Here is a 26,442-nt window from a genome sequence, read left to right as displayed (position 1 = left end):
GGAGTTTATCGCGAATGCGCCAATCCGCCACAGTTCTCCCAAAACCTGACTCGGGACCGATTTTCAAGAATCGCGGGATTCCAACGTTTCCCTTGGGAGATTGTCCGCATGAACGCGTGATTCCCGCAAACTCCCACACCTCGCGCGGGAGATTAGCGCCCGATAGGCCGATTCGCGTTAAACTCCCGTCCGCCGGACAACAGCGTTGCTGCAAGAAGCTCGAACTTCGTAAAAGATCCCAGATGTCGCGTCGCTGGATTCGGCGTGGCGGCGGTCCGGACAATCATGTTCCGCAGGCTGATTGTGTCACGGAATAAGACGGGGCACGGCGAATCAGATCGAGTCACCCCGCAGCAGACAGCCGCACATATCCGGTCGCCTTGAGCGTGAATCGGATTCGCGATGCCGCGAAAAGATCGACCGCGTGCTCGACTATCCTGCCCTGGGTGTCGGATGCGTCGCGCCGGATGCGCACAACCGGCGAGCCTGTCGGGATATCCAGCAGCGCCGCGTGTTCGTCGGATGCCTCAAAGGTTTCCAATGTCTCTTCGGCATCGGATACGTCGACGTCATATCGCGTGTTCAACGTGCCGTACAATGATATGCCGAAATCAGGATACGTCAAGAGGTCGGGGAATAATGCCGCTGGCAGCGTGCTTTGCTCCAAGGACAGCGGTGTGCCATCCAGTCGTCTCAACCGGCTCATGCGGTAAATCGGGTCTCCCATCTGCAAACCGAGATGGCGCGCGTCGCTTGGGCCACAGGTAGTAAGTGTCGCGCTCAGCACGGTCGTATCCAGCGTGAAGCCTTGTCTTCTTGCGATATCGGGCAATGATTCGATGGTATCGATATTCCGCACGATTTTGCCATCTGAAACGACGATGCCGCCGGCCCGGCCGATGAGACGGACGATTTCGTGATTGCGCTCCATGGCGTCGAGAGCCGATCGCAGCGTCGATCTCGTGACGTTCAACCGTTGCGCAATCGCGCGTTCGGTGCCGATTCTTTCGCCGGCGGTCAGTTGGTTGGTTCTGATAATCGTGCGTATCCGCCGGATGGTTTCCGTGTGTTCCTCTCGAGGTGCTTCCATATCAATCTTCCCGATGGGTTGTGTTTGCGCAAACACTATCAGGTGAATATGTTGCGACGATTACGGTTGCATGCAACGATGCCCGGCCCCGTGAGTGGTTGCGGGTCCGGGCATCGTCGATGGATTTCGCGAGACCGGACTGACCGGCGCTCGCGTTCGGGTACACGAGCTACCGTACGTACCCGACGATTTCTTCTGGCTACAGCTTGAGCGTCGCCAAGGTCTTGGTGAACGCGTCCATGAACCAGTCCACGTCGTCCTCGCTGAACACCAGCGGTGGACGCAGCTTCAAGATGTTGCCGTACCGTCCGCACACCGAGGTGAGTACGTGGTTGTCGCGCAAGGTTTCAAGGATGTCCAGCGCTGCCTGCTGATCGGGATCTTTCGACCCGGGTTTGACGATTTCGCACCCGATGTATAGTCCCGCTCCGCGCACATCGCCGATGCATGGATGTGCACCTTGGAGTGAGGCGACAGCGTCTTTGAAAATCGCGCCGACCCGCTTGGCGTTGCCCATCGTGTCCTCGTCACGCATCACGTCGAGTGTCGCCTGCGCCGCGGCCATGCATACCGGATTGCCGCCGAAGGTGTTGAAATACGGGATCGAGCCGGCGAACGGTTCAAGCACCTCGTGGCGTGCCGCCATGAGCGAGGTCGGCAGACCGTTGGCCATCGGCTTGCCGGAAGTCACCAGATCAGGCACGATGCCTTGACGTTCGAAGCCCCAGAAGGCATCACCGGTTCTGGTGAAACCAGGCTGGACCTCATCGGCGATCCACACGCCGCCAAGCTCATGTACCGTGTCGATGACCGGTTGGAGATAGCCGACCGGGTCCGGGTACACGCCGTCGGAGGAGAAGATCGAATCGGCGAGGAACGCAGCGAATTTCACGCCGTGACGTTCCATATCGGCCACCGCCTTGCGTACCTCGGCGGACATCCATGCGCCGAAGGCTTCAGCGCTGCATGATTCAGCCGGCTCACCGTCGATTTCGAGACGATAGGTGTCCGGGGTGGGGACCATGCGCATCTTCAAACCGAGCGTCTGGGCGGTGCCGAGAGCGGGGGAGAGTTTCGACGTCAACGCCGAATTGCCGTGATACGCCTCGTGTGTGACAATAACCCCTTCTCCGCCGGTGTACGCCTGAGCGACACGCACCGCAAGATCGTTCGCCTCTGATCCGGTGCATTGGAACATGATTCGGTCGATTGGCCCGGGCATGGTGGACAGGATATCCTGCGCGTAATTGAGGATGTTCTCATGCAGATAGCGGGTGTGCGTGTTGAGCAGGGATGCCTGGCGCGTAATCGCTTCGACGACCCGCGGATGGCAGTGCCCCACAGAGGCGACGTTGTTGTAGACGTCTAGGTACTCCACGCCGTCGGCATCCCACAGGTGGGAGCCGCGACCCTTGACCAGATGCACCGGATTGCGGTAGAAGAGCCGGTACGCGGGGCCTAATACCTCACGTTCCTCGGTGAGCTTGCGCGTCTCGGGGTCCAGCGCGGCCGCCATTTCCGGGCGGAAACTATTGGTGTCCATGATCGTCGAACGGGTTGCCATGATGTCCTTCTTCCTGTTGTTTGCGGAAGGTGTTGCTGACAACTGCAAATATAGAGAAACACGCAAATGGCTTGCCGCCCGCCGATTACCGCGATGTAACAAAACATGGGATCCAGGTAAATGGCTATGGCTCGGGTACCTGGCTTTTCGCATACCGGCCCGAGAGTCCCGTGCCTTTTGCGGACGCCATGAAATATGCCATTAACACAGCCACGGATTTTCTAACTGTTTCGTAACAGATTCTCGGGGTGCCGTCGTGCGCCCGAATCCAATAATGTCAGGTAAATCCTTGGTACGACAGGCACACAGGCATGCTTGCCGCCAATCATGTGAAGGAGGATGTCATGTTCACCGTTGCCCAGTATCGTGCGGCATATCTCAATGGCAAGCTCAAGCCCAGCGATGTCATCTCCGGGCACCTGCGGTATGCGCATACGGTTGCGGACCGTGTGAATGCGATCAGCGCATACCGTGAGACTGCCGTGGAACAGGCGAAGGCGAGTGATTCCCGGTACGCATCCGGCAAACCCAAGGGGCCGCTTGACGGGGTGCCGGTCATTGTGAAGGACAGCTACCATGTGGCCGGGCTGCCCAGGTGGCATGGAAGTGCCATCCATGATGGCGATCCCGTCTCCTCGGCGTCTTCCGAACCGGTGATGCGGCTCGAGGAAGCCGGAGCAATCATCGTTGCGAAGGGCACGATGCCGGATATGGGCATGCTGGCCAGTGGCATCAGTTCGCAGTTCGGCATTGTGCGCAACCCGTGGAACACCGAGTTGAGTCCGGGGGGCTCGAGTTCCGGTGTCGGGGCCGCATTGGCGTGCGGCCTTGCCGCGTTCGGACTGGGAACCGACATCGCGGGTTCGGTCAGGTTGCCTGCCGCGCATTGCGGGCTTGCAGCCATCAAGCCCACGCAAGGGAGGATCGCGTATTCGCCGGCGAGCGTCATGCGGTCTTCCGGTGTGCTTGCCCGCACGGTTGCCGATGTCATCGAGGGCCTGTCCGTGGTCGGTCAGCAGGCGGACAGCGACCCGTGGTGCCTGCCCGGTGCCTTCGCTGCGGTTCCTGAGCAATCGGTGCTGGCGAAAACGCCTCGCGTCGGCGTGCTGCTGGACATGGGATATGGCCTGTCCCCTCAGCGCGCTGTGGCGGAAGCGGTAGAACGTGCGGCAAAGCGGCTCGAATGCTACGGATGCATTGTCAAGCCGTTGCGATTGCACTTGACCGACGCCGATTACGAAAACGCCGATCGGGTGTTCAAAGCCCACGCCGCCGCGGAAATTCGTGCATCCCGCCACCCGCAGGCTGTTCTGGATTTGGTCGCCGATTGGGTCAAAGAAGCAGACACACTGTCCATGGCTGATTACGAGGACGCGATGAACGGCCTGCTCACCACTGTTGCAGCCATCGAACGCGAACTTCAAGGATTCGACTATCTGATTAGTCCTGTCATTCCGGTTACCGGGTTTCCCGCGGACAGTCCGGGGCCTGGGGACGAATGCGAACTGCTCCATCACACGCAGTTCACGGCCTGGTGGAACCAGACCACACGGCCGGCGGCAGTGTATTGCGAGGCGATGGATGATGCCACGCATCTGCCGGTTGATGTGCAGGTGATTGGCCGCAGGTTCGATGACGCCGGAGTGTTGGCGCTCGCCGGATTCTTGGAACGGACTCGCGGCTTCGATATGCAGTTCCCGTCTTTCGAGGGGGTGCCCGATGACCATGAATGAGTCAGTCGCAGTTACAGCGAAGACTGATGAATCCTCCTGGATTTGGGGTGATGTGAAGGAAACTGATATCACCCCGAGCTGGGTCGGCGGTGATGGCATCTTCACCGAAGGCGCGGATGCCCACGGCGATGCCGTACTACGTCGTGTGTTCACCAAGGAGAGCCGGCCCTACGCCTCACCGTTCGAGAGCATCGCGACAATGATGAAAATCGCGGGTGATGCAGGTATTTCCCCGCAAGTGCTGTCGGTGGGCGATGACCAGATCATCATGCGTAAACTGCCTGCCACCTGGAGAAACGCGAAGCTTGACGAATTGCGTGATCCGTACGTGCTTTGGGCGGTGCTTGAACAGCATCGCCGGGTCCATGAACTGAGCATCCCCGACGGGCGGGAAGTCATGCACCGCGACTTGATTGAGGATGTGTTCGGCATGCGTGATCTGTATCGGCATACGGGCAAGCGCATGCCAAGGGATGTCGATGGCCTGTTGCATGACCTTGACAGCTTCATTCGACGCGTGGACGAGTTCCATGAGCCCGCCGTCCCATGCCACGGGGATGGTGCGGCTTCGAACATCCTGCTCGATCCCAAGGTGCGGCCCGGTGATGTTGCGATGCCGTTGCTGTCCGGCTGGACGGTCAGCGGCGTCATGGATCCGCTCGAGGAAGCGGGATCGGTGCTTTCCGAGGTCGGTCCGTTTTGTGGTGTGCCGGCCATGCTGATTAACGGGCTGGGTCTGCCGTCCTCGGCACTGCCGGTCGCCCAGTGCTTCGGCATTCTCGGCGACTTGTACTGGGCGTTGATTGGGCTGTGGCGTAGCGCCACGACCGACACCCCGGAAATCGATTTCGCTAAATACGGGTTATGGCGTCTCGTCAAGGCACGCAACCAGCTGCTGCTGCCGACAGGCCCGTCCGCTTGGCTGAAGGAGTTGTGAGATGAGCGATCAGCAAGAACAAGTTCCGATGGTTGTTGATGGCCGGGTGAAGCATTTCAAATACATCGAAGTGCCGGCTGAAGTTCGAGATGCGATTGAACAGGCGAAGATATGGCAAGGCCAGACCGTCTTCGCACAGCCGCTGAGCGGCGGGCTCACCAATGAGAACTGGAAAGTCACCGATGAATCATCAGCGCCGTACTTCCTTAAGGTTCCAGGCAAAGGCACCGGGTTCATCGACAGGTCCAATGTGGATGCCGGCACCATGCGCGCCTCCGACTTGGGCATTGGCGCGTCAGTCTATGAGTTCGATCCCGAAACCGGTATTGAGATCACCGAGTTTCTTGATGGCTGGGAGACCTGCACGACCACGTCTTTGCGTACGCAGGAGCAAGGTATTCAGGCCATGGATATCTACCGCAAACTGCACTCTGGTGAACTTTTCGCCAACACCAATACGTTGTTCGAGCAAATCGACCAGCATCTGGAACAGGTCGATAGCATGTCCATCGACCTTCCCGATTGGGTACACGGGCTGATTGGCGAATACCATGACGTGAAAGCACGATTCTTGGCTTCCGGGCTCGATATCGTCCCGTGCCACAACGATCCGATGCCAGGCAACTTCATGGTCAAGAACCATGAGATGCGCATCATCGACTTCGATTTCTGCGGTAACAACGAGGAAAGCTGCGAAGTCGCTTTGTTCCTCGCCGAGATGTTTTACGACGAGGAGGAGATGATGCCGTTGCTGGAGGAGTACTTCGGCAAGGTGGACGGGCACAAGCTCGCTAGGGTGCGGGCCGCGCGGGTCATCGGCGACGTGAAATGGGGATTGTGGGGAATCATCAACTCGGTTGTGCGCGATGTCACTTTCGACTACTGGAAATACGGCATCTGGAAGCTGATGCGCGCATACACATACAAGAAGCAGCTGGACTGGCCAAAAGTCAAAGATTCCATCTGAATTCACCATCAACCATTCAAGAAAGGAGTAGCCATGAAGAAGTTTGTCCGCTCGTGGTCCGTGAAAAAGAAGATCACGGTATTCGCCGTACTGTACGGCATTGTGCTCGCCTTCGCCATCCTGCCGCCGCTCTATCTGTGGGGCAGCGGGAAGACCGCGCTGTTCCTTGGCGCACCGATGTCCATCTGGTATTGGCTGTTCAATTTCATCGCATTGCTCATCATCATGGGCTTGTTCTATTGGATCGAGGATGTGCGCGGCGAGGTGGATCCCGAGGAACCATCCGCCAACGAAGCCTCACAGACCGCAATCGGAAACGCCGACGAATTCGCGGCGAACACATCTTCGGAAAGGAAGTGATGACCAATGGCTGTCATGTTCACCATGCTGGGACTGTTCTTCGCCGGCATCATTCTCATCCTGTATATCACACAGAAACGCTCCCACTCCTTTGACGACTACGCAGTGGCGGGAAGATCGTTCGGCCCATGGTATGTGGCCATGTGCTACGTGAACTCCTGGTGGCCGGGCACCGTGTTCATCTCGTTCGCGGGGCTGAGCGTGGCCTCGGGCGTCTTCGGGTTCTACGGTCTGGCATATTCGACCCTCGGCCTGTCCTTCATGTATTTCGTGGCAACGAGGGCTTGGCGATGGGGCAAACAGTACAATCTGGTGACCCAGCCGGATCTGATGCGGCTGCGGTATTCGTCCAAAGCTGTCGGCGTGGTTACCTCGCTGATTGGCGCGATTGCGATTCTGCCGTGGACTATTCTCGGCATGCAGGCGCTCGCCACGGTCTTCCATATCGCATCGAACGGCAGCTGGGCATTGCCGGTGTGTCTCGGTGCCGGTCTCGCGGTGATTCTGATTCGTCAAATCTGGACCGTGCAGATGGGTATGCGCGGACTCGTGTATACCGATATGTACCAAGGAATTTTCGCCTATGTCATCGCCGCAATCGTGTGCGTGTTCCTGCTGGTCTCGCCATCCTCTCCGGCGAATTGGGGCGACTTATCTCATATTTCCACCGATTTGCTGAAGGTTCCCGGCGATGGCGGCCAGTACGGACCGTGGTATCTGTTCTGCCAGATCTTCACTGGTGTAGTCGGCGCGTTGTGCTGGCCGATGAGCTTCGTGCGCATCTACACGGCAAATAACGTGAGATCTGTGAAGCAGTCCACCAACCGGGCGATTGTCATCTCCGGTGTGTTCTACGCGTTGCTGACTTTGGTCATGCTTGCAGCCGCACATATTTCAGCTGTTGCCAAGAATCCGCAGGCAGGTTGGACCACGTTGCTCAATCAGTGGGGCGGAGTATGGCTCTTGGGCCTTGGTCTGGTGATGATTTTCGCCGGATCCATCGGCCATATCGATGGCAGCATCCAGGCGGCCGGCACGCAAATCGCGAACGATATCATCGGCAACAAGGTACATCTTAACGATGCTACGAAGACCAAGGTATCGAAGATCTGCATGGTCATCTTCGTGCTTGTCTCCGCGGTACTCGCATATTTCACCAACGGCATGTCGCGGTTGCAGCTGCTCGCTCAGCTGTCTTACCAGGGCATCGTGCAGATTGCGGTTCCGTTGTTCTTCGGCATCTTCTTCAAGTTCGGCAACAAGTACGGCGCTCTGTCAGGCATGATTTCAGGCTTTGCCGTCGCTGCGGTGCTGACCGTCATCTATCCGGACGACATTGCGGCACTGGGCAGCCTGACTTCGGGCGTGGTCGGCATGATGGTCAATCTGGTGCTGTACGTGGTTGTCTCTCTGGCGACGCGCAATCGCATGAGCAAGCAGGAAATCGACCATGTCGATGAACTGTTCGAAGTCGCGTCCGCTCGGCGTTCCGCGCTGCCGGCTGCTGAAAGCTCGCAGGTGGAATCCGAGGTGATGGCTACTGAGGATGCTGTTGTGCAGTGACAGTGCCTCGGGGCGATCAGAGTCCCCTTCTATTCGAGCCTTGCTTTTCTCATTGCAGGAAGGCAAGGCTCGTTCCATATCGCCGGTCGGGATTGCCCGACGGGTCTGTGTGTGAGCGAATCCTCACATGGAGGGGACTGAGCAGCGTCGGGTTGTCGATTTGGTGCTGCTTGCAGGTCGTTGTGTGCGCCAATCCTCACACGATGGCGGTTGAACGGTGTCGCTCGGCGGGTTTCGGCCAGTAAGCAGGTCGTTGTGTGAGTGGATCCTCACACGATGGGGTGCGGACGGTGTTGAATCATCGATCCGGGATCGCCAATCGGTCGTTGTGCGAGCGAATCCTCACACAATGAGGGTCTGGGCGGTTCTCGTGGCTGGGGTTTGGCTATCCGATGGGTCTGTGTGTGAGCGGATCCTCACGCGGAGGAGTCCAGAGACGGCGGAGTGGTCGTGGTCATGCTGTTTGATGCTCGTTGTGTGAGTAAATCCTCACGCACCTCCCGTCTTGACGTTCCGACCGGCGGCTCGGGCCCCTTGAAACGGCCATCGTGTGATTGCATCCTCGCACGGCAGGCATATTGACCGCGGAAACGGCCGAGATAGCAGCTTACCTGCCCGCCGTGAGATTGAATCCTCGCATCCCGCCCCTCGCGCGTCGCCCCAAACCCAACCGCAGCCAACGCAAAAGACCCCGCCGCGGAGACATTCCGCAACGGGGTCCTTTCATCTGTAGGCCTTCTGGCCTGTCAGCCGTCAACTATCCGGCTTGTCCAACCTTCCAGCTTTCCAACCTTCGGTCTACCGGCATCAGCCTTCAGGCTGCCGCAATCAGCGTGTCTGACATATCGGCAGACACCGACCGGCAATCACTCAGCGAGCGCCTTGTCCACGACTTCGGTCGCTTCCTCGAGCACCTTGTCGAGGGTCTCGGGGGAGTCGAAGGATTCGGCGTACACCTTGTAGATGTTCTCGGTGCCGGACGGACGGGCGGCGAACCAGTTGTTCTTGGTCGTCACCTTGAGACCGCCAATCGGCGCGTCATTGCCCGGAGCCTTGGTGAGCTTCGCGGTGATTTCCTCGCCGCCCAGGGTAGTGGCGGTCACGTCGTCGCCGGTGAGCTTGGCGAACTTCTGCTTCTGCTCGAGAGTGGTCGGCGTGTCGATGCGCTTGTACCAGCTCTCGCCGAAGCGCGCGACCTGGTCCTTGTGCAGTTCGGCCGGGTTCTTGCCCATCTTGCCGGTGATTTCCGCGGCGAGCAGGTCGGGGATCAGGCCGTCCTTATCGGTGGTCCACACGCGGCCGTCCTTGCGCAGGAAGCTCATGCCGGAGCTTTCCTCGCCGCCGAAGGCGACTTCGCCGGTGAACAGCGGGTCGACGAACCACTTGAAGCCGACCGGGACCTCAACGAGCTTGGCGCCGATGGAAGCGGCCACGCGGTCGATCAGCGAGGAAGACACGAGGGTCTTGCCGATGCCGGTGCCTTCGGGCCAATCCGGACGGTTCGGGTTGCCGTTCTTGTCTTTGCCGAACAGGTATTCGACAACGACGGCGATGTAATGGTTCGGGTTCATGACGCCCCAGTCAGGGCACACGATGCCGTGACGGTCGGCGTCCGGGTCGGTGCCGCCGACGAGATCGTACTTGTCCCAAGCTCCGTTGTTGAGCGAGTCGACGAGACCCTTCATCGCGTACGGCGAGGACGGATCCATACGGATCTTGCCGTCGTGGTCGATGGTCATGAAGCGCCAGGTCGGGTCGACCTGCGGGCGCACAACCTCGATGGAGGTGCCGTACACTTCGTTGACCAGCGGCCAGTAGTTGACGGACGCGCCACCCAGCGGGTCGATGCCCAGACGCACGCCGGAGGACTTGATCACGTCGAAGTCGATGACGTTGCCCAGATCCTCGACGTAATGCTTGCGGAAGTCGAAACGCTCGACGAGATCGGACTTGACGGCCTGCTCAAACGGAACGCGCTTGACGTTCTTGAAATCAGGTAGCAGCTCGTTGGCGCGCTTGGCGATTGCGTTCGTCGTCTCAGCCGGGGCGGGGCCGCCGGTCGGCGGATCGTACTTGAAGCCGCCGTCTGTGGGCGGGTTGTGCGACGGGGTGACGACGATGCCGTCGGCGAGATCGTCGCCGGAGAAGCGCTGCGTGCCGTCAGCTGCACGGTTGTGCGTCAGGATAGCCTGGGAGACGACCGGCGTCGGAGTGAAATCGTCGCGCGAATCGATGCGCACACGCACACCGTTGGCGACCAGCACCTCGATAGCGGTCTTCCATGCCGGCAAGGACAGGGCGTGGGTATCGCGGCCGAGGTACAGCGGGCCGGTGATGCCGGCGGCCTTGCGGTGCTCGGCGATGGCCTGGGAGATGGCGACGATGTGGGCCTCGTTGAACGAGGTCTTCAGGGAGGAGCCGCGGTGGCCGGACGTGCCGAAGCTCACGCGCTGCTCGGGGACGTTGACGTCGGGGACGATGTCATAGTATTTGCCGATGACCTCGTCGACATCAATCAGATCAGCTGGGGTGGCGGGAAGACCCGCATTTTTTGCTACCATGTCTTCAATTGTGCCACGTCGTTTGGATGTTCGCCCGGAGGCGTCCCGACATATGGCAACGATCGCCGCTCTTCGCTTCTTACGTCAGTAATGAAACGTTTGCATTGGCGGTATCATCGTATTCTCCTTGATTGCTATCGTTTGCATATGATTGGCGACATACGGGCGTCGGGGCCGATTCGGTGATTGCGGCACCCGGCATCGTCTCGCACCTCCGACCGCTCCATGCCCGCACCTGTGGCACGGCATCCGGCATTCCCGCAGGTTCGCCTACATCCACCGGTTCACCTGTACCCGCAAATCTACCCGCGACCACGCACCCGCGACCTCGTGCCAGCAGCCACGCGCCAACGCGGCATCTTCCTTGAAAATCCACGGCTCGAGACGATTCAATCCAAAGATGCCTGCGAAGATGCTTGCAAGAAACGAAGTGCGGCGCTATAGTGTAAACGATTCGTTTATTGCAGGGTTGCAAGTCAAACAAGACGCAAGACCTGAGACACGATGGCAGTGTCATATCTGTCACCGAGCCTCGGGTCTTTTTGTTGACGCCTTGTGAATACGAAGTGGAAGAACAGCCCAAGGAAGGAAAGACGATGGCTGAATCAACTGCCTCGCAGATTATCGACGCGGTCGGTGGTCCGGGCAACATCAAGAGCCTGACGCATTGCGCCACCCGTTTGCGGTTCGAGCTTGTCGACGCAGGCAAGGTGGACCAGAACCGACTCGAGCACATGAAAGGCGTGCTCGGTGCCGTTCCACAGAGCGGTGACCGGTACCAGGTCGTCATCGGCGGCGGCGTCGCCACCATGTACGACAAGATCATGCAGCTGCCCGAAATGGCCAATATCGGCGGCGGCGAAGTCAACAACGACGGCTCCAAGAAACTGTCCAACGCCGAAGTCAAGGCCCAGGAGCGTTCCAAGGTCAAGGGCAAGCACGCGTGGGTGGACAACTTCTTCGAGTTCCTGTCCGACACGTTCCGCCCGATCATCAACGTGCTGCTCGGTGCGTCGCTGATCATCGCGATCCTCAACGTGCTCATCGCCTGCCATGTCATCTCCAATGACACGGAAAGCCCGACCCTGCTGCTGTGCAAGGCCGCGTACGAGGGTGTCTTCTACTTCCTGCCGATCATGATCGCCTACAACGGCGCGAAGAAGCTCAAGGTCGACGGCTGGGTCGGCGCCACCATCATGGCGGCCCTGATGACCCCGCAGTTCATGGCCCTGTCCGCGCCTGACAAGTGGGCGGGCATCTTCGGCGACAAGAGCGGTCTGTCCGCGGCCAAGAGCGCCCTCAACTGCGTGACCAATGCCACACTGGGCACCCAGTCGTGCTCCACCAAGGTGTTCGGCCTGCCGTTGCAGCTCAACGACTACTCCGGTTCCGTGTTCGTGCCGCTGTTCATGGTCGCCGTGCTCGCGCTCGTCTACAAGGGTCTCGAGCGGATCATCCCCGACAGCGTGCAGATGGTGTTCGTGCCGTTCCTGTCCATGATCATCATGATCCCGGTCACCGCCTTCCTGCTCGGCCCGCTGGGCGTGTGGGTCGGCAACGGCCTCGGCGTCGGCCTGGCATGGCTGAACAACAACGCGCCGTTCATCTTCGCGATCCTCATTCCTATGCTTTATCCGTTCCTCGTGCCGCTTGGTCTGCACTGGCCGCTCAACGCCCTCATGCTGGTCAACATCAACACGCTGGGCTACGACTTCATCCAGGGCCCGATGGGCGTGTGGAACTTCGCCTGCTTCGGCGCGACCGCCGGCGTGCTGGTCATCGCGATGCGCGAGAAGAACGTCGACATGCGTCAGACCGCGTTCGGCGCGCTTATGGCCGGCCTGCTCGGCGGTGTGTCCGAGCCGAGCCTGTACGGCATCCACCTGCGCTACAAGCTGGTGTACAAGCGCATGCTCATCGGCTGCTTCATCGGTGGCGTGGTCATCGCAATCCTCGGTTGGATCTTCCCGTCCACGCTCGCTAATGGCCAGGTCGTGCACGGCGTGACCACCACGGCCTTCGCCTTCACCTCGCTGCTGACCATCCCGGTGTTCAGCCAGATGTGGGTTTATGCGATCGCCATCGCCGTGGCGTTCTTCGTGTCCATGTTCCTGATTATCACGCTCGACTACCGCACCCCGGAGCAGAAGGCCGCCGACCATGCGGTGGAAGCCCAGCAGGCGATGGACGAGGTCGAAGCTCCAGCAGCCCCGGCCGCCGTGAACGACAATACTGCTGCAGTTGCAGCTGCAGCTGCAACTGCTACCGCTACCGCGACCAAGACCGCGACCGATACGGTTGTCGCCCCGGTTGCCGGCCACGTCATTTCCTTGGATGAAGCAGGCGACCCGGTGTTCGCCTCCCGCGCGCTCGGCGAGGGCGTCGGCATCCAGTCCACTGGCTCCACCGTGTATGCCCCGGTGTCCGGCGTGCTGTCGACGGTGGCCGAAACCGGTCATGCCTTCGGCATCAAGACCGATGACGGGGTCGAAGTGCTCGTGCACGTCGGCATCGATACGGTCAAGATGAACGGCGAGGGCTTCACCCCGGCCGTCACCAAGGGTCAACGCGTCAACGCTGGCGACAAGCTGGTGACCGTGGACTTTGATAAAGTCAAGGCGGCAGGTTTTAAGACCGTCACTTTGATGACGGTTCTGAACACCGCGGCGCTTGGCGGCGTGACCCCGAAGACGGGCATCGACGTCAAGCCGGGAGACGCCGTTCTGGAGATCTCCCGCTGAATCGCGGGCTGATCGGAAGGAACGTCGTGGACATTCTCCGCGTTTTCAACAACAATGTCGTGCTTGCGCGCGACGGCGACCAGGAGGTCATCCTCACCGGCCGGGGCCTTGGTTTCAAAGCCAAGCCCGGCCAGAGGGTTGACGACTCCAAAGTCGTGCGGAAATTCGTTCCTTCCGACGGCCGCGATCCCGATCATGTAGCCGAATTGCTCGCGGATATTCCTCCGGAGACGATTCGGCTGGTCACCGACGCCATGACGCGCGTGGGACTCGGCCAACAAGCCGAACAGACGCCTACGCTCGTCATGGCGCTCGCCGATCACGTGGTCGGCGCGTTGCGTCGGGCCAAGCGCGGCACCTCCGTGGAATATCCGCTCGACGCGGAGGTCCGTTCCTTGTACGCCAAGGAGTACGTCCAAGGGGAAGCGCTGGTTTCAGCGCTCAATGACAGTCTGCATGATGTCCTGCCCCGCAGCGAGGCGGTGGCGTTCGCGTTGCATCTGGTCAATGCGGGCTTTTCCAATGGGGATTTGTCGTATACCTATACCATGACGGGCGTCATCCAGCAGATGCTTGTCATCATCGAGAAGACTTACAATATTTCGCTCGGCCAGCACAATGTCAGTGTCGGCCGGTTCATCACGCATCTGCGCTACCTGTTTGTGCGCATCTATCAAGGCCGCCAATTGGACAGCGAGCCCGAGCCGGTAATCGAGGCGATCAGGCAATCCTATCCCGATCAGGTGCGGTGCGCACGGAAAATCGCCGATGTCGTCGCGCTCCGATTGGGCGCGGAGCTGACCCCCGCGGAAATTGCTTATCTGGCTTTGCACGTCGCCCGCGTGGTATCCGACGTCGATGAACGCGAACAAGACGACGTGTTGCCGGCGGATGATCAGCGCGATTGATTCAAATTGCTGTTGTCAGGCGCTGTCGCAGGTGCGGTTGCGGGGGCGGAGGCGCGTACTGATGGCGACTTGGGCGCGGAGCCAGACTCAGACTGCGGTGCCGATGGCAGGTACTGATGTTGGTGCCGATGCTGGCACGGTCACGGGCGCGGCCGTGGAGACGGAGGCCGTTCCTGACGCTGTTGCCGATGCAGATGCCGGCGCCGCTGCGCTCGCCTTGGCCGGGTCGCTTTCCGGGGCGCGCACGGTCAGCGATTGCCGATCAACGGTGATGAGGATATGCCGTGTGCGGCCGAGCATGTCGCCGTCCACCTCCGCAAGTGCCGACTTTTCCAGCTTGATTTCGGCGCTGACGCCCTGCATCTGCTCGATGGTCGAATTCGTGGACAGCGGGCTTTGCTGCGGCTTCTTGGTGATGGTCTGATGGACCACGTCATTGAACAGGTTCGCCCAGCCGAGCAGGCCACCGGTCGTGTCGATAATCTCGAAATCAAGTAGCCCGTCATCATAGGACGCGCTGGGCATCAGCGAAAACACCGGTATTTCGCCGCAATTGCCGGCCATGAACGTGCGGAACACGAGTCCGTCAACCGTGTGCGTGTTGCCGTGTGCGTCGGTCACGGTCACATCCGCCTTGAATTTCGGCGTGAACAGGTTCTTCGCCCCGCTGACGAAGTAGGCCAGCCAGCTGATGTTCTTCTTGAGTTGCGGATCGGTCTCCTCGATCATCTGCGCGTCAAAACCGACACCGCCGATAATCATGAACGCATGCGGGTGATCTTCGTTCGGGTCGTCCAGCAGGGATAGGCGTCCAACGTCGACCTTCCTTGAACCGTGCGATGTGGCGATGGTCAGGGCCGCCTCGAAGTCATCCACGGGAATGTTGAGATTGCGGGCGAACAGATTGCCCGTGCCGATCGGCAGGATGCCCATCGCGTGTCCGCTGCCCGACATCGCGCTCGCCACCGTACGCACCGTGCCGTCGCCGCCTACCGCGACCACGACGTCAGCGCCATGTCCGAGTGCTTCGAGTGCGCATGCGCGGCCGTCCTTGTCAAGCTGCGTGTCGATGAACTCGATTTGTTTGATGCCTTTGCTTTCGCAGAACGACTTGATTTGGCGACGCCGTTCGTTGGCCTGCGGTTTGGATGGATTGATGATGAACGCGTAATGGACTTGGTCGTCTTCCCGCTGTTCAAGTACCTTGGCGACATGCTGGCGACGCAGATGGCGGACAAGGAAGAACACGGCGACACCAATCGTTACGACAGCGACGATGATTGCGATAACAACAACCGCTATGGGCATCTTGGACGACTGCATAGGTTCCATTCTTATCTGTTTCGCTGGGATGTCCATGGGCAAATCTCGAGAATTTGACGGTCCCTCCACGAATTGTTTCGCGTTGTCGGCGCCGGCACCTACTGCCAGCAGTCACGTGTCGGCTTGCCGCATTAGTCTTGAACTATGCTTGATATTCAATTCATCCGTGAACATCCGGACATTGTGAAGGAGTCCCAGCGCAAGCGTGGGGAATCCGTGGAACTTGTTGACGAGGTGCTCCGCTCCGACGAAACCCGTCGTGAGTCGCTCAAGGCGTTTGAAGCCGCGCGCGCCGAACAGAAGGACATGGGCAAGAAGATCGCCACCGCCGCTCCTGAGGAGAAGGCGAAGATCATCGCCCAGACCAAGGAGCTGTCCAATAAGGTCTCCGAATACAAGGACACCGCAGACCAGGCCGCGGCCGAGTATACGACCGCGATGTGGAAGCTCAGCAACATCGTCGAGCCGGAAGCCCCGGAAGGCGGCGAGGATGACTACGTGGTCGTCAAGAAGGTCGGCACCATCCGCGATTTCGCCGCAGAAGGCTTCGAACCGAAGAACCACCTCGAGCTCGGTGAAGGCGTTGCCGGCATCGATATGAAGCGTGGTGTCAAGGTCTCCGGCTCCCGCTTCTACTTCCTGCGCGGTGCGGTCGCCCGACTGCAGATCGCTATGCTCACCATGGCCGTCGACCAGGCTGAGGAGCACGGCTTCACGCTCGCCATCACCCCGACGCTTGTGCGCCCCGAAGTCATGGCCGGCACCGGCTTCCTCAACTCCCATGCGGACGAAATCTACCGTCTGCGTGAGCCGGATGACCAGTATCTGGTCGGTACGTCTGAAGTCGCGCTCGCCGGCATGCACGAGAACGAGATTCTTGATCTTGACAACGGCCCGCTGCGCTACTGCGGCTGGTCCAGCTGCTACCGTCGCGAGGCGGGTGCCGCCGGCAAGGACACGATGGGCATCATCCGCGTCCACCAGTTCGACAAGGTTGAGATGTTCGTCTACTGCAAGCAGGAGAACTCCCGCGCCGAGCATCAGCACCTGCTGCAGATGGAGCAGGAGATGCTGGGCAAGGTCGAGGTGCCGTACCGCATCATCGACACCGCCGCCGGCGATCTGGGCGCTTCCGCTGCTCGCAAGTTCGACTGCGAGGCCTGGGTGCCGACGCAGAACCGCTACCGCGAGCTCACGTCCACTTCGAACTGCACCGAGTATCAGGCGCGTCGTTTGAACATCCGTGAGCGTACCGAGGACGGCTCCACCCGCGCGGTGTCTACGTTGAACGGCACGCTGGCCACCACCCGCTGGCTGGTCGCGATCCTCGAAAACCATCAGCAGGCTGACGGTTCCATCGAGATCCCGAAGGCCATGCGTCCGTACATGGGCGGCAAGGAAGTCATCGAACCGCGCAAGTGGGAGGCCTGAGCCTTTCTTTTGATTCGCGTTTGCACGCGTATCGTGCAGGTATGTTTTCGCTGGTCCGCAGTCTGATGCAGACCTTGTGATAACATAACCGTTTGTGCGTGCAAACGCATGGACAGGTGTCCGAGCGGTCTATGGAGACGGTCTTGAAAACCGTTGTGGTGCAAGCCACCGCGAGTTCGAATCTCGCCCTGTCCGCAATACCCCGTGGGTTCAACCCGCGGGGTTTCTTGTTATCAAGCGGAAAACCGCGCAATCGGGCTTCGGCCGACATGTCATGCAATTGGGGTCCGACGGACGCATCGTGAGATCGGGTTCCGGGCAACGTATCATGTGTTGTCCGACCTCGGGAACCCCGTGGCGTGTATCCCGTAACCCTCTACCGACGCTGAGGGGCGTCTCAGCGTCGGTAGAAGCGGAGAGGTGACTGCGCTTGCCGATGCTGACTTGATTGGCGTGAACAGTTTGAGCGGTCGGGTGTGTCCCGATGCCGGCGTGGACTGGTTCCGATGTCGTCGTGCGATTTCCAGTTTGGTCCGCGGGTTCGGATGGTTGCGTGGCCGGTGTCCCGGTGGCTGGTCTTTGTGGTGTCGGCGGATCGTTGATGTGCTGCGGTTTGCGGTGTGGCCGTGGTTGCATGGATGGTTGACGGCGGATGCCTTTGTGGACTGGATTGGTCTTTGGCTTGTATTTTCCGATTTGGTCCGCGACTCGGATGGTCGGGGTGGTCGGCCAGCCGGCGGCTGATGGTGATGGTATGAGTGGATTGTCGGAATTCCGCGGTTCTGTGGTGGTGCCGTGGCTGGTGGCCGAGGGCGTTCCGATTCCTGTGCGGACTGGTTCCGATATCGTCATGCGATTCCCGATTCGGTCCGTGGGGCTGGACGGTTGCGTGGCTGGTGTCCCGGCGGCTAGTCTTCGTGGTGCTGGCAGATGGTTGATGTGCTGCGGATTCGCGGTGCGGTCATGGTTGCGGGGTGCCAGATGGCGTGCACCTTTGTGGACTGGATCGGTTTTCGGCTCGTATTCTCCGATCTAGTCCGCATTTCGGGCACCCCGGGGTGATCCGGGCGGTGGTTGATTGTTGCGGTGCAAGCAAATCCTTGGGATTCCGCGGGTTCTCGGCCGCATCCCAGCTGGTGGCCGGGTGCGGTCCGGTGCCGGCGTGAACTGATTCCTATTCCGCCCGGCGTGCTCCGATTCGGTGCAGGGACGTGATGATGTCCGATTGCCCGTCAAATCCCATCCTTCATCCAGGAGCCACCATCCTCTAACGGCCCTGCCCCCCCCTCAAACCATACAGATTGAACGCCGAGGCAGCCCGGAAACAGTGATGGCACCGTATAAGCCAGATTGACACGATACAACCTGCCTCATCAAGCTCAGACACTCGGCCAAATCACTCGGCCAAATCACTCGGCCATACTACCCGGGAGTGTCGTTCTGCAGTGTCACCCAGCAGCATCGCTCGATAGCGCCACTCGATGCCACCAGCCGACACATCAATAATCATTGACACCGCTGTGCGCGACAATAAGAGTCATGAGCGAGCGTAATCACGAGAACATTGGCAACATCAACAATCAAGAGTCGCCATTCCATGCAGGCGAGACCATCATCGCCCCGCACGGCGGCCCGATCACCGACGTCATCTTCGATTATTGCGATGTTCTGCTGGATTGGCGTCCGTGGCGCGCGCTTGAGGGCTTGTATCCCCAAGACGTGATCGACATGTTCTTCGATTCCGCGGACGAGTGGGGCTACGATTTCATCGACCGCCTGCTCGATTCCGGCGTCCCGACGCAGGATGTCCTTGCCGAATACTCACGCCACCACGGTCCGGCGGTCACATGGGTGCTGCGGATGTGGCTCGAGCATGAGGAGCGGGCGATTTTCGGTGTGCTTGACGGTATGGAGCAGCTGGTCGATGACTTGCAATCTGCCGGCGTCGGGGTGTGGGGCCTGACGAATTTCACCACAGAGGCGGTTGATATCGCGCATTCGCGATTTGATGTGTTCAAGCGGTTGCAAGACACGCTCGTTTCGTCGCAGGAGCGTCTGCTCAAGCCTGACCCGGCGATTTATCTGCGCGCAATCAATCGCTTTGGTGTCGACCCGCAGTCCACCGTGTTTTTCGACGACAATCCCCGCAACGCGCGTGGGGCAAGAATCGCCGGTTTGCGCGGAGTGACGTTCACATCCGCCGACCAGGCGCGCGCAGTGCTTGGCTTATCCTGATCATCCCCGATGCGGTTCAATCAGCCGGTCCAATCAGCCGGTCCAAGCGGGCAGTTCAATCGGACAATCGGACCGCCATCGTCCGTCATTCACACGATGCGCCGGTCCGCCGCCCAACGCGTCAGCTCGGTCCTGTTGGACAACTGGAGTTTGCGCAGCACTGCGCTGACGTGGGTTTCCACAGTTTTCACCGAAATGAACAGCTCGGCTGCGACTTCCTTGTACGTGTATCCGCGGGCAATCAGCCGCATGACTTCCTGTTCGCGCGCCGACAGCCTGTCGAGCTCATCGTCGTGGATTTCGCCTTCGGGCGCGATGCCGCCGTTTTGAAAGGCGGATAGCACAAATCCGGCGAGTTTGGGGGAGAACACGGCGTATCCTTCGTGCACTTGTCTGATGGAGCTGGCCAAATCATCGCCGGTTATCGTCTTGGTCACATATCCGCGAGCTCCTGCCCGGATCACCGAGCCGACATCCTGAGGCGAATCCGAGACGCTCAACGCCAGGAACACGGAATCAGGGGAGAGCGGGTGCGAACGGGTGAGGATTTCCGTACCTCCACCACCTGCGCCGCCAGGCACATGCACGTCGAGGAGCACGACATCGGGCTTGATCTGCGCAATCATCTCGATGGCGCCCTCGACATCACCCGCCTGGCCGACGATATCGAAATCTGGTTGCAAGGTGGCGATAACGCCAGCCCTGAACATCTCGTGGTCGTCGACGACGGCGATGCGGATGTCGCTGCCGTCCGCGTTGCCGTCTTGTTCGCTATGACTCATTGCTCCTCGATTCCTGATGTCCTGTGCTGGTCGTTGCCTGCGCTGTCCATGATATGCGTGCGAGCGCCGGCAGGACTCGCAGTGCCGCCGATGGGCATGTGCATACGCACTTCGGTGCCCCAATGCGGCCGGGACACGATCTGCACTGTGCCTCCGCGGCGTTTGATGCGGCCGATGATGGATTCGCGGATGCCGAGGCGGCCTTCGGGTATGGCGTTCACATCGAAGCCTTCGCCGTGGTCGCGCACGTAGACGTCCACAGTGGTTGCTCCCGCCTCGCAATAGACGGAAATCGGCTCCCCGCCGTGCGTGACCGCGTTGACCAGCGCCTGCCGGGTGGCGTTCAGCAGCGCGTCGGTCTGGGTGCATGGCTGCGCGTCGCCGACCGTCACCACCTCAATCGCTTTGCCTGATTCGTCTTCGACTTCGGCGGCGATGTCCTTGATGCCTGCACTGACGGATTTATCGGGTGGAGTACGCTCCTGATACAGCCAGTTGCGCAGTTCGCGCTCCTGCTGGCGCGCCAGTGCGAGCACGGTCTGCGGCTCACTGCTGTGCAGCTGGATGAGTGCCAGCGTTTGCAATACCCCGTCGTGTAGGTGCGCGGTCATATCCGCGCGTTCTTCCTCGCGTTCTTTGAGTGCGCGCTCGGTGCTCAGGGAACGCGTCAATGACATGATCCACGGGATGACGGCGAGTGCGGTGGCAACCAGCAGGGCGACTGCGGCGAGGATGGTTTTGCCGTGCACCTGAGGTGTGCTGGGTTCCAAGAGTACGGTGATGCAGAACGCGCCGACGAGGAGCGCCAGCCCAAGTATCGCGGTGGGCCACTGACGTTGTCCATCGTTGAATCGCAGCCAAGCGATGAGCACACCGCTGACGGTCATAATTGCCGGGAGAATCATTGCGGTTTCCCCGGTATAGAGCATGACACCGCTGATAATCAGCATGATGACGCCTGACAAGGCGATGATTGCCGGTTTGGGGGCGCGGCGGATGGCATCCAGCAGACTTTCGCCGTTCTCCGTCGATTCGGCGGCAGGAATCGCGCGCTCATCGACCGATGCGTAGGATGTGCTCGGCGGTGCGGCGGCGGATGGCGTTGCCGCACCGGCCGCGGCTGCATCGGGTATGGCTGTGTCTGGCGTGGCAGTATTCAGTGTGGCAGTATTCTGTGCGGTCGGAAGACTCGTCGCCGGAACCGAAGCAGCAGGAGCGGGAGTCGGTGCAGGCGTTCGTGATGGACCGCCCGCTTGTCCCGGCACATACCCGGGAACAACCGTGACCGGCTGCGGTATAGCAGCGGCCGAGGCGCCGGGCATCGGGTAGGGGGCGTTGCCACGAGACAGCGGCGATTGGCTGACAGGGCTGATACGCTGCGCCTCACGCACCGGATCGCCGACCGGCACGGTCAGCCACAGGAAGATATAAGCGATGATGCCTGCGCCGAAGACAAACGAGGAGCAGATGAACGCGAGCCGGACCAGCCACACGGGGATGCCCAGATGCATGCTGATGCCCCGGCAGACACCGCAGAGCATCCTGCCGTATTTGGGCCTGAGCAGCGGCAGTTTCGCCGGCGCAAGCGGAGCCGGCGCCTGATATGGCCGCGCGTCGGCGGGCGGGGTGTTCGTCCGCTGAGGGGCGTTCGTGGTTTGCATCATGATTCCATTGTGCGCCCCTTGGGGCATATCATCGGGGTTCATACCCTGTTTTCAGGGATAAATCGGGTGTTTCCCCGATACTTTCGGCTGCGGGAGATTGCTGTAATGGAGGTATGAGCAATACACATGATCAATCGCAACAGCCGATGCCGCAGCGGCAGCCCGGCGGTGCGGCGGCACAGCCGCTGCAATCAACGCAGCCTGGGCAATCTGCGCAATCAACCCAATCAACTCAATCCACGCGGCAAACGCAACCCAGTGAGGCGCACGGTCGCGGCGCCCAACAAGGCCGTGACGACAGCGCCCAACGCCAATACGTCAATTCCACGGCGGCAGGCCAGTCCGGCTCCCGCAACGGCAATTGGTATCTTCCCAGCCAGCCCGAACCGCACGAAACAGCGAAACGCGACTGGCGTGACATGTTCTTCGGGTGGGTCAGGCAAAGCGGCCTGGTCCGCACCGAAGACCGGTATATCGGCGGTGTGTGCGCCGGTGTCGCCCACCGGTTGGGCTGGAGCCCCGCCTTGGTGCGTGCCATCGTCATCATCCTCGCCTTCTTCGGCGGTTTCGGCGTGTACGCCTACATTTTCGCGTGGCTGTTGATGCCGGATGTCACCAACGACGGCCATATCATCGCCGAGGATGTCCTGCACGGCGGTGACGGCTGGCAGTGGGTGTTCGCCCCAATCGCCATGTTTATCGTCGTCAGCACGGTCATGTCGTGGCTGATGAGTGACCGCTGGCGTTGGGATATCACCGGGTGGGTCTCGCTTGTTGCGCTCGCGCTGGTCTTGGTGATGTTCAACACAACGACGTATCGTTCCGGTCGCGTAAGGCCGATTGCGCCTCCAACGCCGATGCCGGGGGCGCCCATGCCGGGCAATCCTGCGATGCCGATGCAAGGGCAGGGACCTGTCCCGCCGGTGCAGCCTCAGCCGTACCCGCGGTATGTGGCTCAGCCTGCGCGTCCGGTCGAGGCCGCGCAACCTCGCACGGTACGCACTCGACGCAAGCCCGCAGGACCGCTTGTGGTGCTCGCCTCGTTCGGCCTGGTGCTGTTGTCGGCGGCGCTGATGGTGTTCTGGGTCATGAGCCATAATCATGGCGAACCCCGAATGGTCAGTATGGTCGCATCGGCGACCGGTTGGATCGGATGCGTCTGCGTCGCACTCGGCGTTCTGCTGGTCGTGCTTGGTGCCAAAGGACGCCGTACCGGCGGCTTGCACCCGCTGGTGTGGATGTCGGTGTTCATCACGGTAGTCATGGTGTTCACCGCGGGCGCCACCGGGTATTGCCTGACTGACATCAACCGGCAGGCGGAAGGCTACGAACGGGTGGATGTCAACGGTTCGACGACCCTGACCGCGACCAAGACGACGCTCAAACGCCTCAATGACGGCATCTATTTCGTTGGCGACAGCTATTCCGACGACAAGGTGACGATCGACCTGAGTGATTACGGTGAGCGTTACGGCACCCACAAGATGACCGACGTGGAGCATGACTATGAGTCGTACTGTCCGACGGGCACTTACCGGATTATCGCGAGCGACGTCAAGGTGGATGTGAAACTGCCCAAATACTGCACCTACCAGTTCAAACACGCCGGTTACATGGGCGCCAACGGAGTGGGCGGCGAATATCTGCTGGTTGACTCCCGATTCGTCCAGGTGGGATTCGACGACGGCGTGTACATCGATATGTCGGCGTCGGATCAAGGTCATGTGGCCAATCCTGAGCCGTCCGCCTCTTCGGGGTCTGACAGCAAATCTTCTCATTCGTCGAAGTCCGATTCGGACAGCGACAGCGATGATGAGGATGACGACGATGATTATGACGATGATTTCGACTTCGTGTCCACGCCGGAATTGACCATCGACGCTTCGACGATTCAGGGATGGGTTGGCGTGAGCTACGGGGGCAACGGCAAGGGGTATGTCCGCATCTCATCTGACAACGCCAAGAAAGAAGGTACGAAATGAGTGAAGCCAAGGATCGGGATACGGTCGAAACCGTAACCATGCAGCACATCAACGCGGACGAACCGGTCGCGGAGACCAAGGTCATGCCGCAGGCGGAGTCGGACGATGCCGCGCGTACGGAAGTCATGCCGCAGACCTCCCGGATGATGGATGCCGCACAGACGCAGGTCATGTCGCAGTCGGTTTCACAGGAGGACGCCACCCGGCCGGTGGCCCGGCGGCCTGAACCGGTTGAACAGTCTGAACCTTCTGAGCCCTCTGACTCGCATGAACCGTCCGGGTCGTCCGTTCCGCGTGGCGGCATTCCGCTCGATGAGTTGGCGCGCCGCCGGCAGCAGGCGGCGGATGAGGCACATCGCCAGTCACATCCGCTCGGCGACAACACCGTGCCGATGTACACGGGCGCACCCTTCAAGTCTGCCGAAACGACTGCCCCCGTCGAGCCGGCGTCTGTCATTCATACCCCGGCCCCGACGGGCGTCAGCGCCGGAACCGTGGTGCTCGGTGTGTTACTGGTCTTGCTCGGCGCGGTGGCGATCGTCATGGCCGGCATGGTTCCCAATTGGCCGTTCGGTGCAGTGGATCCGTGGGTCGCCGCGGCGGTCAGCATCGGTGCGGTCGGGGTCACGCTTGTGGTTATCGCCATCATTTGGGCGGTGACCAACGCGGTGTCCAGCCGTCGGCGCGAACGCAAGTAGCGCACAACGCGGGAACACGAGGCGTGTCCACGTCCGCGATACAGCACCGCCGCCACAAAGCCCGACACCCTGTCGGGCTCCCAGCTTCTGCTGACGCTGACGACTTGCTGAGCGTCGGCAGAAACAGGGGGACGGGCTATCGCAGGCCCCAGAACATGAATACGATGATGGACAGGGTCAACGCGGCGAGCACGAGCGCGGCGACGATAACATGCCCGGTGCCGGTCGCGATAGACGGCTCGTCGGGGTGTCTGCGGACATTGCGCATCACCATGGTGAACACCAGGAACAGCAACAACAGGCAGACGGCGGCGCCGATTTGCAACACCGTCCAACCAGGCCGCAGTACGTCGGCACGATTCGTCAGCGACAACGCCGCTTTCCCGAGCGTGACCAGATACCAGCCGAGTGTGCCGGCGACCAATACGGGAACCACGACGCAAGCGGCGAATAGGGGAGCCGTACCGCGCCCGAATCGCGGAGTACCCGCCGGCGTGCCTTCGGACTGATGATTATGCCCCATCAGCGTCTGCGTTCTCGATGTGCGCAGTCGTCCACTGACCCACAGTGCAACCGCCCCGATGACAGCGGCAATCACGCATAGGATTTGCGCTACCATCAACGCGAGCGCCAGAGAAACCGCCCCGATGATGCCATGCGGTGTTTTGGAAGGAGCCGCAAACCGTTGATGCGGCTGGCTTCCGGCGATCATCGGCGTGGCCCAGTCCGTAGCCGTGGCACCGGCGGCGATGGCGTTAGCCCAATCCTCGAGATTATGCGTGTAATGCCGTTCCAGTGGTAATCCAGGCAATGACAGCGATGAGCCGGTACGCATCTGATGATTCGTCGGGTAGTACCGTACCGTCACATTCGCATTGCCGTTACGTTTCGCTGCATCGATTAGCGTGCGCGCGCCCTGCTCGATGGGCATGGACGGGTCGATGGTTCCGTAATTGATGAGCAGCGGCATGGTGAGGGCAGCGTAATAATCCTGTGCCGGGAAATCCGCATACTCCAGCCCGATAAGCGAGAAATCAAGGCTGATCAGTGTCGGCAGCTCATCGACCACGCTTTGAGGCGCACCCGCGATGGTCGCATATGAGGTTGCCGCCATTGCCATCTGGTCACGCCCGGGCACCACCGGCGGGGATGTGAGGATCATGAACGCGATATCCGGCTGTCGTTTCGCCATGACGGTGGCGATCCACGTGCCTTCTGATTCCGCATACACGCCCACCTGCGAGGGGTTGACGTCGTTCAATCCGGCCAGCAGCTTCCATGAGGCAAGATAGTCGCGGGCCATGGCCTGATAGTCGCGGCTTGTCCATGAATAGTTGTCCAGCCGCTTGTCCGGCACCAACGTGACGATGCCCGCGGACGCCATCGCGGGGGCGATATCGCCGTACACTTCAGACGCCTTGCCGGTCCCGGCGCCATGCACGAACACGCACGCGGGGCGTTTGCCGGGGGCGCCAATCGGTTCGCGCAAGATCGCGTTCACGCTGACCGTGTCGGTGAGTTTGATGATGAGTTTCGTCGTTTTGACTTTGTAGGTGCCTTCTTGCGCGGTTGACAGGCCATTCGCCGCGATCGCGGTGCTGGACGAACCGACCGTGATATGGTCCGTATACGGTTCCACCCGCCAGTTTGCGCCGATTGCAGAACCGATGCCCGCGAGGATGATGAGAACCACGAGCGCCGCGCCTTCGACGATCATGAGCCGGTGACGTCCGCGCTCCTTCCGGGTTTCCGCGGCCGTTGCGGTTCCGGTGGTTGCGGTTCCGGCCGCTGTCTCGCGTTCTTCATGGTCTTCCGTTGTGGTGTCCAAATGCCGTTCCTGCCTTCGTGGTCTGGATTGTCCTGATTCTTGGATTGTCCTGATTCTTGGATTGTCCTGATTTCC

Annotated in this window: 18 protein-coding genes and 1 tRNA gene; 12 read left to right on the top strand and 7 right to left on the bottom strand. The window is 60.4% G+C overall.

The features are described from left to right. Positions 1 to 343: 343 nt before the first annotated feature. Positions 344 to 1,090 (bottom strand): GntR family transcriptional regulator, encoded by a 747-nt coding sequence (locus CQR48_RS06920; protein WP_101452443.1) that lies wholly within the window; start codon positions 1,088 to 1,090, stop codon positions 344 to 346. A gap of 199 nt (positions 1,091 to 1,289) precedes the next feature. Beyond that, a complete protein-coding gene (locus tag CQR48_RS06915) occupies positions 1,290 to 2,654 on the bottom strand; it encodes an aspartate aminotransferase family protein (protein WP_101452442.1) in 1,365 nt (454 codons plus the stop codon). A gap of 344 nt (positions 2,655 to 2,998) precedes the next feature. Here CQR48_RS06915 and CQR48_RS06910 point away from each other — a divergent pair, with 344 nt between their 5' ends. From CQR48_RS06910 to CQR48_RS06890, 5 genes are read left to right on the top strand one after another with little or no spacing between them, the layout of a single operon-like run. Further along, a complete protein-coding gene (locus CQR48_RS06910) occupies positions 2,999 to 4,387 on the top strand; it encodes an amidase family protein (protein ID WP_180335130.1) in 1,389 nt (462 codons plus the stop codon). Beyond that, a complete protein-coding gene (locus CQR48_RS06905) occupies positions 4,374 to 5,324 on the top strand; it encodes an aminoglycoside phosphotransferase family protein (protein WP_101452440.1) in 951 nt (316 codons plus the stop codon). Before CQR48_RS06910 ends, CQR48_RS06905 begins: the two co-directional genes overlap by 14 nt. A 1-nt stretch (position 5,325) precedes the next feature. Continuing rightward, entirely contained in the window at positions 5,326 to 6,291 is a 966-nt protein-coding gene (locus CQR48_RS06900) for a choline kinase family protein (protein ID WP_101452439.1), read from the top strand. Positions 6,292 to 6,324: 33 nt separating this feature from the next. Continuing rightward, on the top strand, positions 6,325 to 6,651 hold the full coding sequence (locus tag CQR48_RS06895; RefSeq protein ID WP_101452438.1) for a hypothetical protein: 327 nt from the start codon (positions 6,325 to 6,327) through the stop codon (positions 6,649 to 6,651). A gap of 6 nt (positions 6,652 to 6,657) precedes the next feature. Beyond that, positions 6,658 to 8,214, top strand: a complete 1,557-nt coding sequence (locus CQR48_RS06890) for a sodium:solute symporter family protein (RefSeq protein WP_101452437.1) — start codon at positions 6,658 to 6,660, stop codon at positions 8,212 to 8,214. 866 nt (positions 8,215 to 9,080) lie between these two features. Here CQR48_RS06890 and pgm read toward each other — a convergent pair. Continuing rightward, a complete protein-coding gene (pgm, locus tag CQR48_RS06885) occupies positions 9,081 to 10,730 on the bottom strand; it encodes a phosphoglucomutase (alpha-D-glucose-1,6-bisphosphate-dependent) (protein WP_414625612.1) in 1,650 nt (549 codons plus the stop codon). A 641-nt stretch (positions 10,731 to 11,371) separates the two neighbouring features. Here pgm and CQR48_RS06880 point away from each other — a divergent pair. Continuing rightward, the gene (locus CQR48_RS06880; protein ID WP_101452436.1) at positions 11,372 to 13,516 is read left to right on the top strand and encodes a glucose PTS transporter subunit IIA; all 2,145 of its coding nucleotides are present in this window, start codon (positions 11,372 to 11,374) and stop codon (positions 13,514 to 13,516) included. 26 nt (positions 13,517 to 13,542) lie between these two features. Further along, entirely contained in the window at positions 13,543 to 14,424 is an 882-nt protein-coding gene (locus CQR48_RS06875; RefSeq protein WP_101452435.1) for a PRD domain-containing protein, read from the top strand. An 87-nt stretch (positions 14,425 to 14,511) separates the two neighbouring features. Here the strand turns inward: CQR48_RS06875 and CQR48_RS06870 are convergent, their stop codons facing one another. After that, complete coding sequence (locus CQR48_RS06870; RefSeq protein ID WP_425513413.1) at positions 14,512 to 15,747, bottom strand: diacylglycerol/lipid kinase family protein; 1,236 nt, start codon at positions 15,745 to 15,747, stop codon at positions 14,512 to 14,514. Between the two features lie 144 nt (positions 15,748 to 15,891). Between CQR48_RS06870 and serS the strand changes: the two genes are divergently transcribed. The 3 genes from serS (at position 15,892) to CQR48_RS06855 (ending at position 19,413) form a co-directional block, all read left to right on the top strand. Beyond that, on the top strand, positions 15,892 to 17,178 hold the full coding sequence (gene serS, locus CQR48_RS06865) for a serine--tRNA ligase (protein WP_015450904.1): 1,287 nt from the start codon (positions 15,892 to 15,894) through the stop codon (positions 17,176 to 17,178). A 110-nt stretch (positions 17,179 to 17,288) separates the two neighbouring features. Further along, positions 17,289 to 17,373, top strand: a tRNA-Ser gene (locus CQR48_RS06860). A 1,344-nt stretch (positions 17,374 to 18,717) separates the two neighbouring features. After that, the gene (locus CQR48_RS06855) at positions 18,718 to 19,413 is read left to right on the top strand and encodes an HAD family hydrolase (protein WP_101452434.1); all 696 of its coding nucleotides are present in this window, start codon (positions 18,718 to 18,720) and stop codon (positions 19,411 to 19,413) included. 89 nt (positions 19,414 to 19,502) lie between these two features. Here the strand turns inward: CQR48_RS06855 and CQR48_RS06850 are convergent, their stop codons facing one another. Both CQR48_RS06850 and CQR48_RS09345 read right to left on the bottom strand, forming a co-directional pair. Then, the gene (locus CQR48_RS06850) at positions 19,503 to 20,195 is read right to left on the bottom strand and encodes a LuxR C-terminal-related transcriptional regulator (RefSeq protein ID WP_015450902.1); all 693 of its coding nucleotides are present in this window, start codon (positions 20,193 to 20,195) and stop codon (positions 19,503 to 19,505) included. Next, complete coding sequence (locus CQR48_RS09345) at positions 20,192 to 21,859, bottom strand: ATP-binding protein (RefSeq protein WP_244898961.1); 1,668 nt, start codon at positions 21,857 to 21,859, stop codon at positions 20,192 to 20,194. Before CQR48_RS09345 ends, CQR48_RS06850 begins: the two co-directional genes overlap by 4 nt. 113 nt (positions 21,860 to 21,972) lie before the next feature. Here CQR48_RS09345 and CQR48_RS06840 point away from each other — a divergent pair, with 113 nt between their 5' ends. After that, the gene (locus CQR48_RS06840; RefSeq protein ID WP_101452433.1) at positions 21,973 to 23,841 is read left to right on the top strand and encodes a PspC domain-containing protein; all 1,869 of its coding nucleotides are present in this window, start codon (positions 21,973 to 21,975) and stop codon (positions 23,839 to 23,841) included. Further along, positions 23,838 to 24,539: a hypothetical protein gene (locus tag CQR48_RS06835; protein WP_101452432.1), complete on the top strand. Its 702-nt coding sequence runs from the start codon at positions 23,838 to 23,840 to the stop codon at positions 24,537 to 24,539. The genes CQR48_RS06840 and CQR48_RS06835 overlap by 4 nt, the downstream gene beginning before the upstream one ends. 136 nt (positions 24,540 to 24,675) lie before the next feature. On the opposite strand, the gene CQR48_RS06830 is transcribed toward CQR48_RS06835, so the two are convergent. Then, complete coding sequence (locus tag CQR48_RS06830) at positions 24,676 to 26,367, bottom strand: alpha/beta hydrolase family protein (RefSeq protein ID WP_101452431.1); 1,692 nt, start codon at positions 26,365 to 26,367, stop codon at positions 24,676 to 24,678. Positions 26,368 to 26,442: the final 75 nt, after the last annotated feature.

Source organism: Bifidobacterium thermophilum (genome assembly GCF_002846655.1).
GTDB lineage: Bacteria > Actinomycetota > Actinomycetes > Actinomycetales > Bifidobacteriaceae > Bifidobacterium > Bifidobacterium thermophilum.
This window is presented reverse-complemented; position numbering and strand designations above follow the sequence as displayed.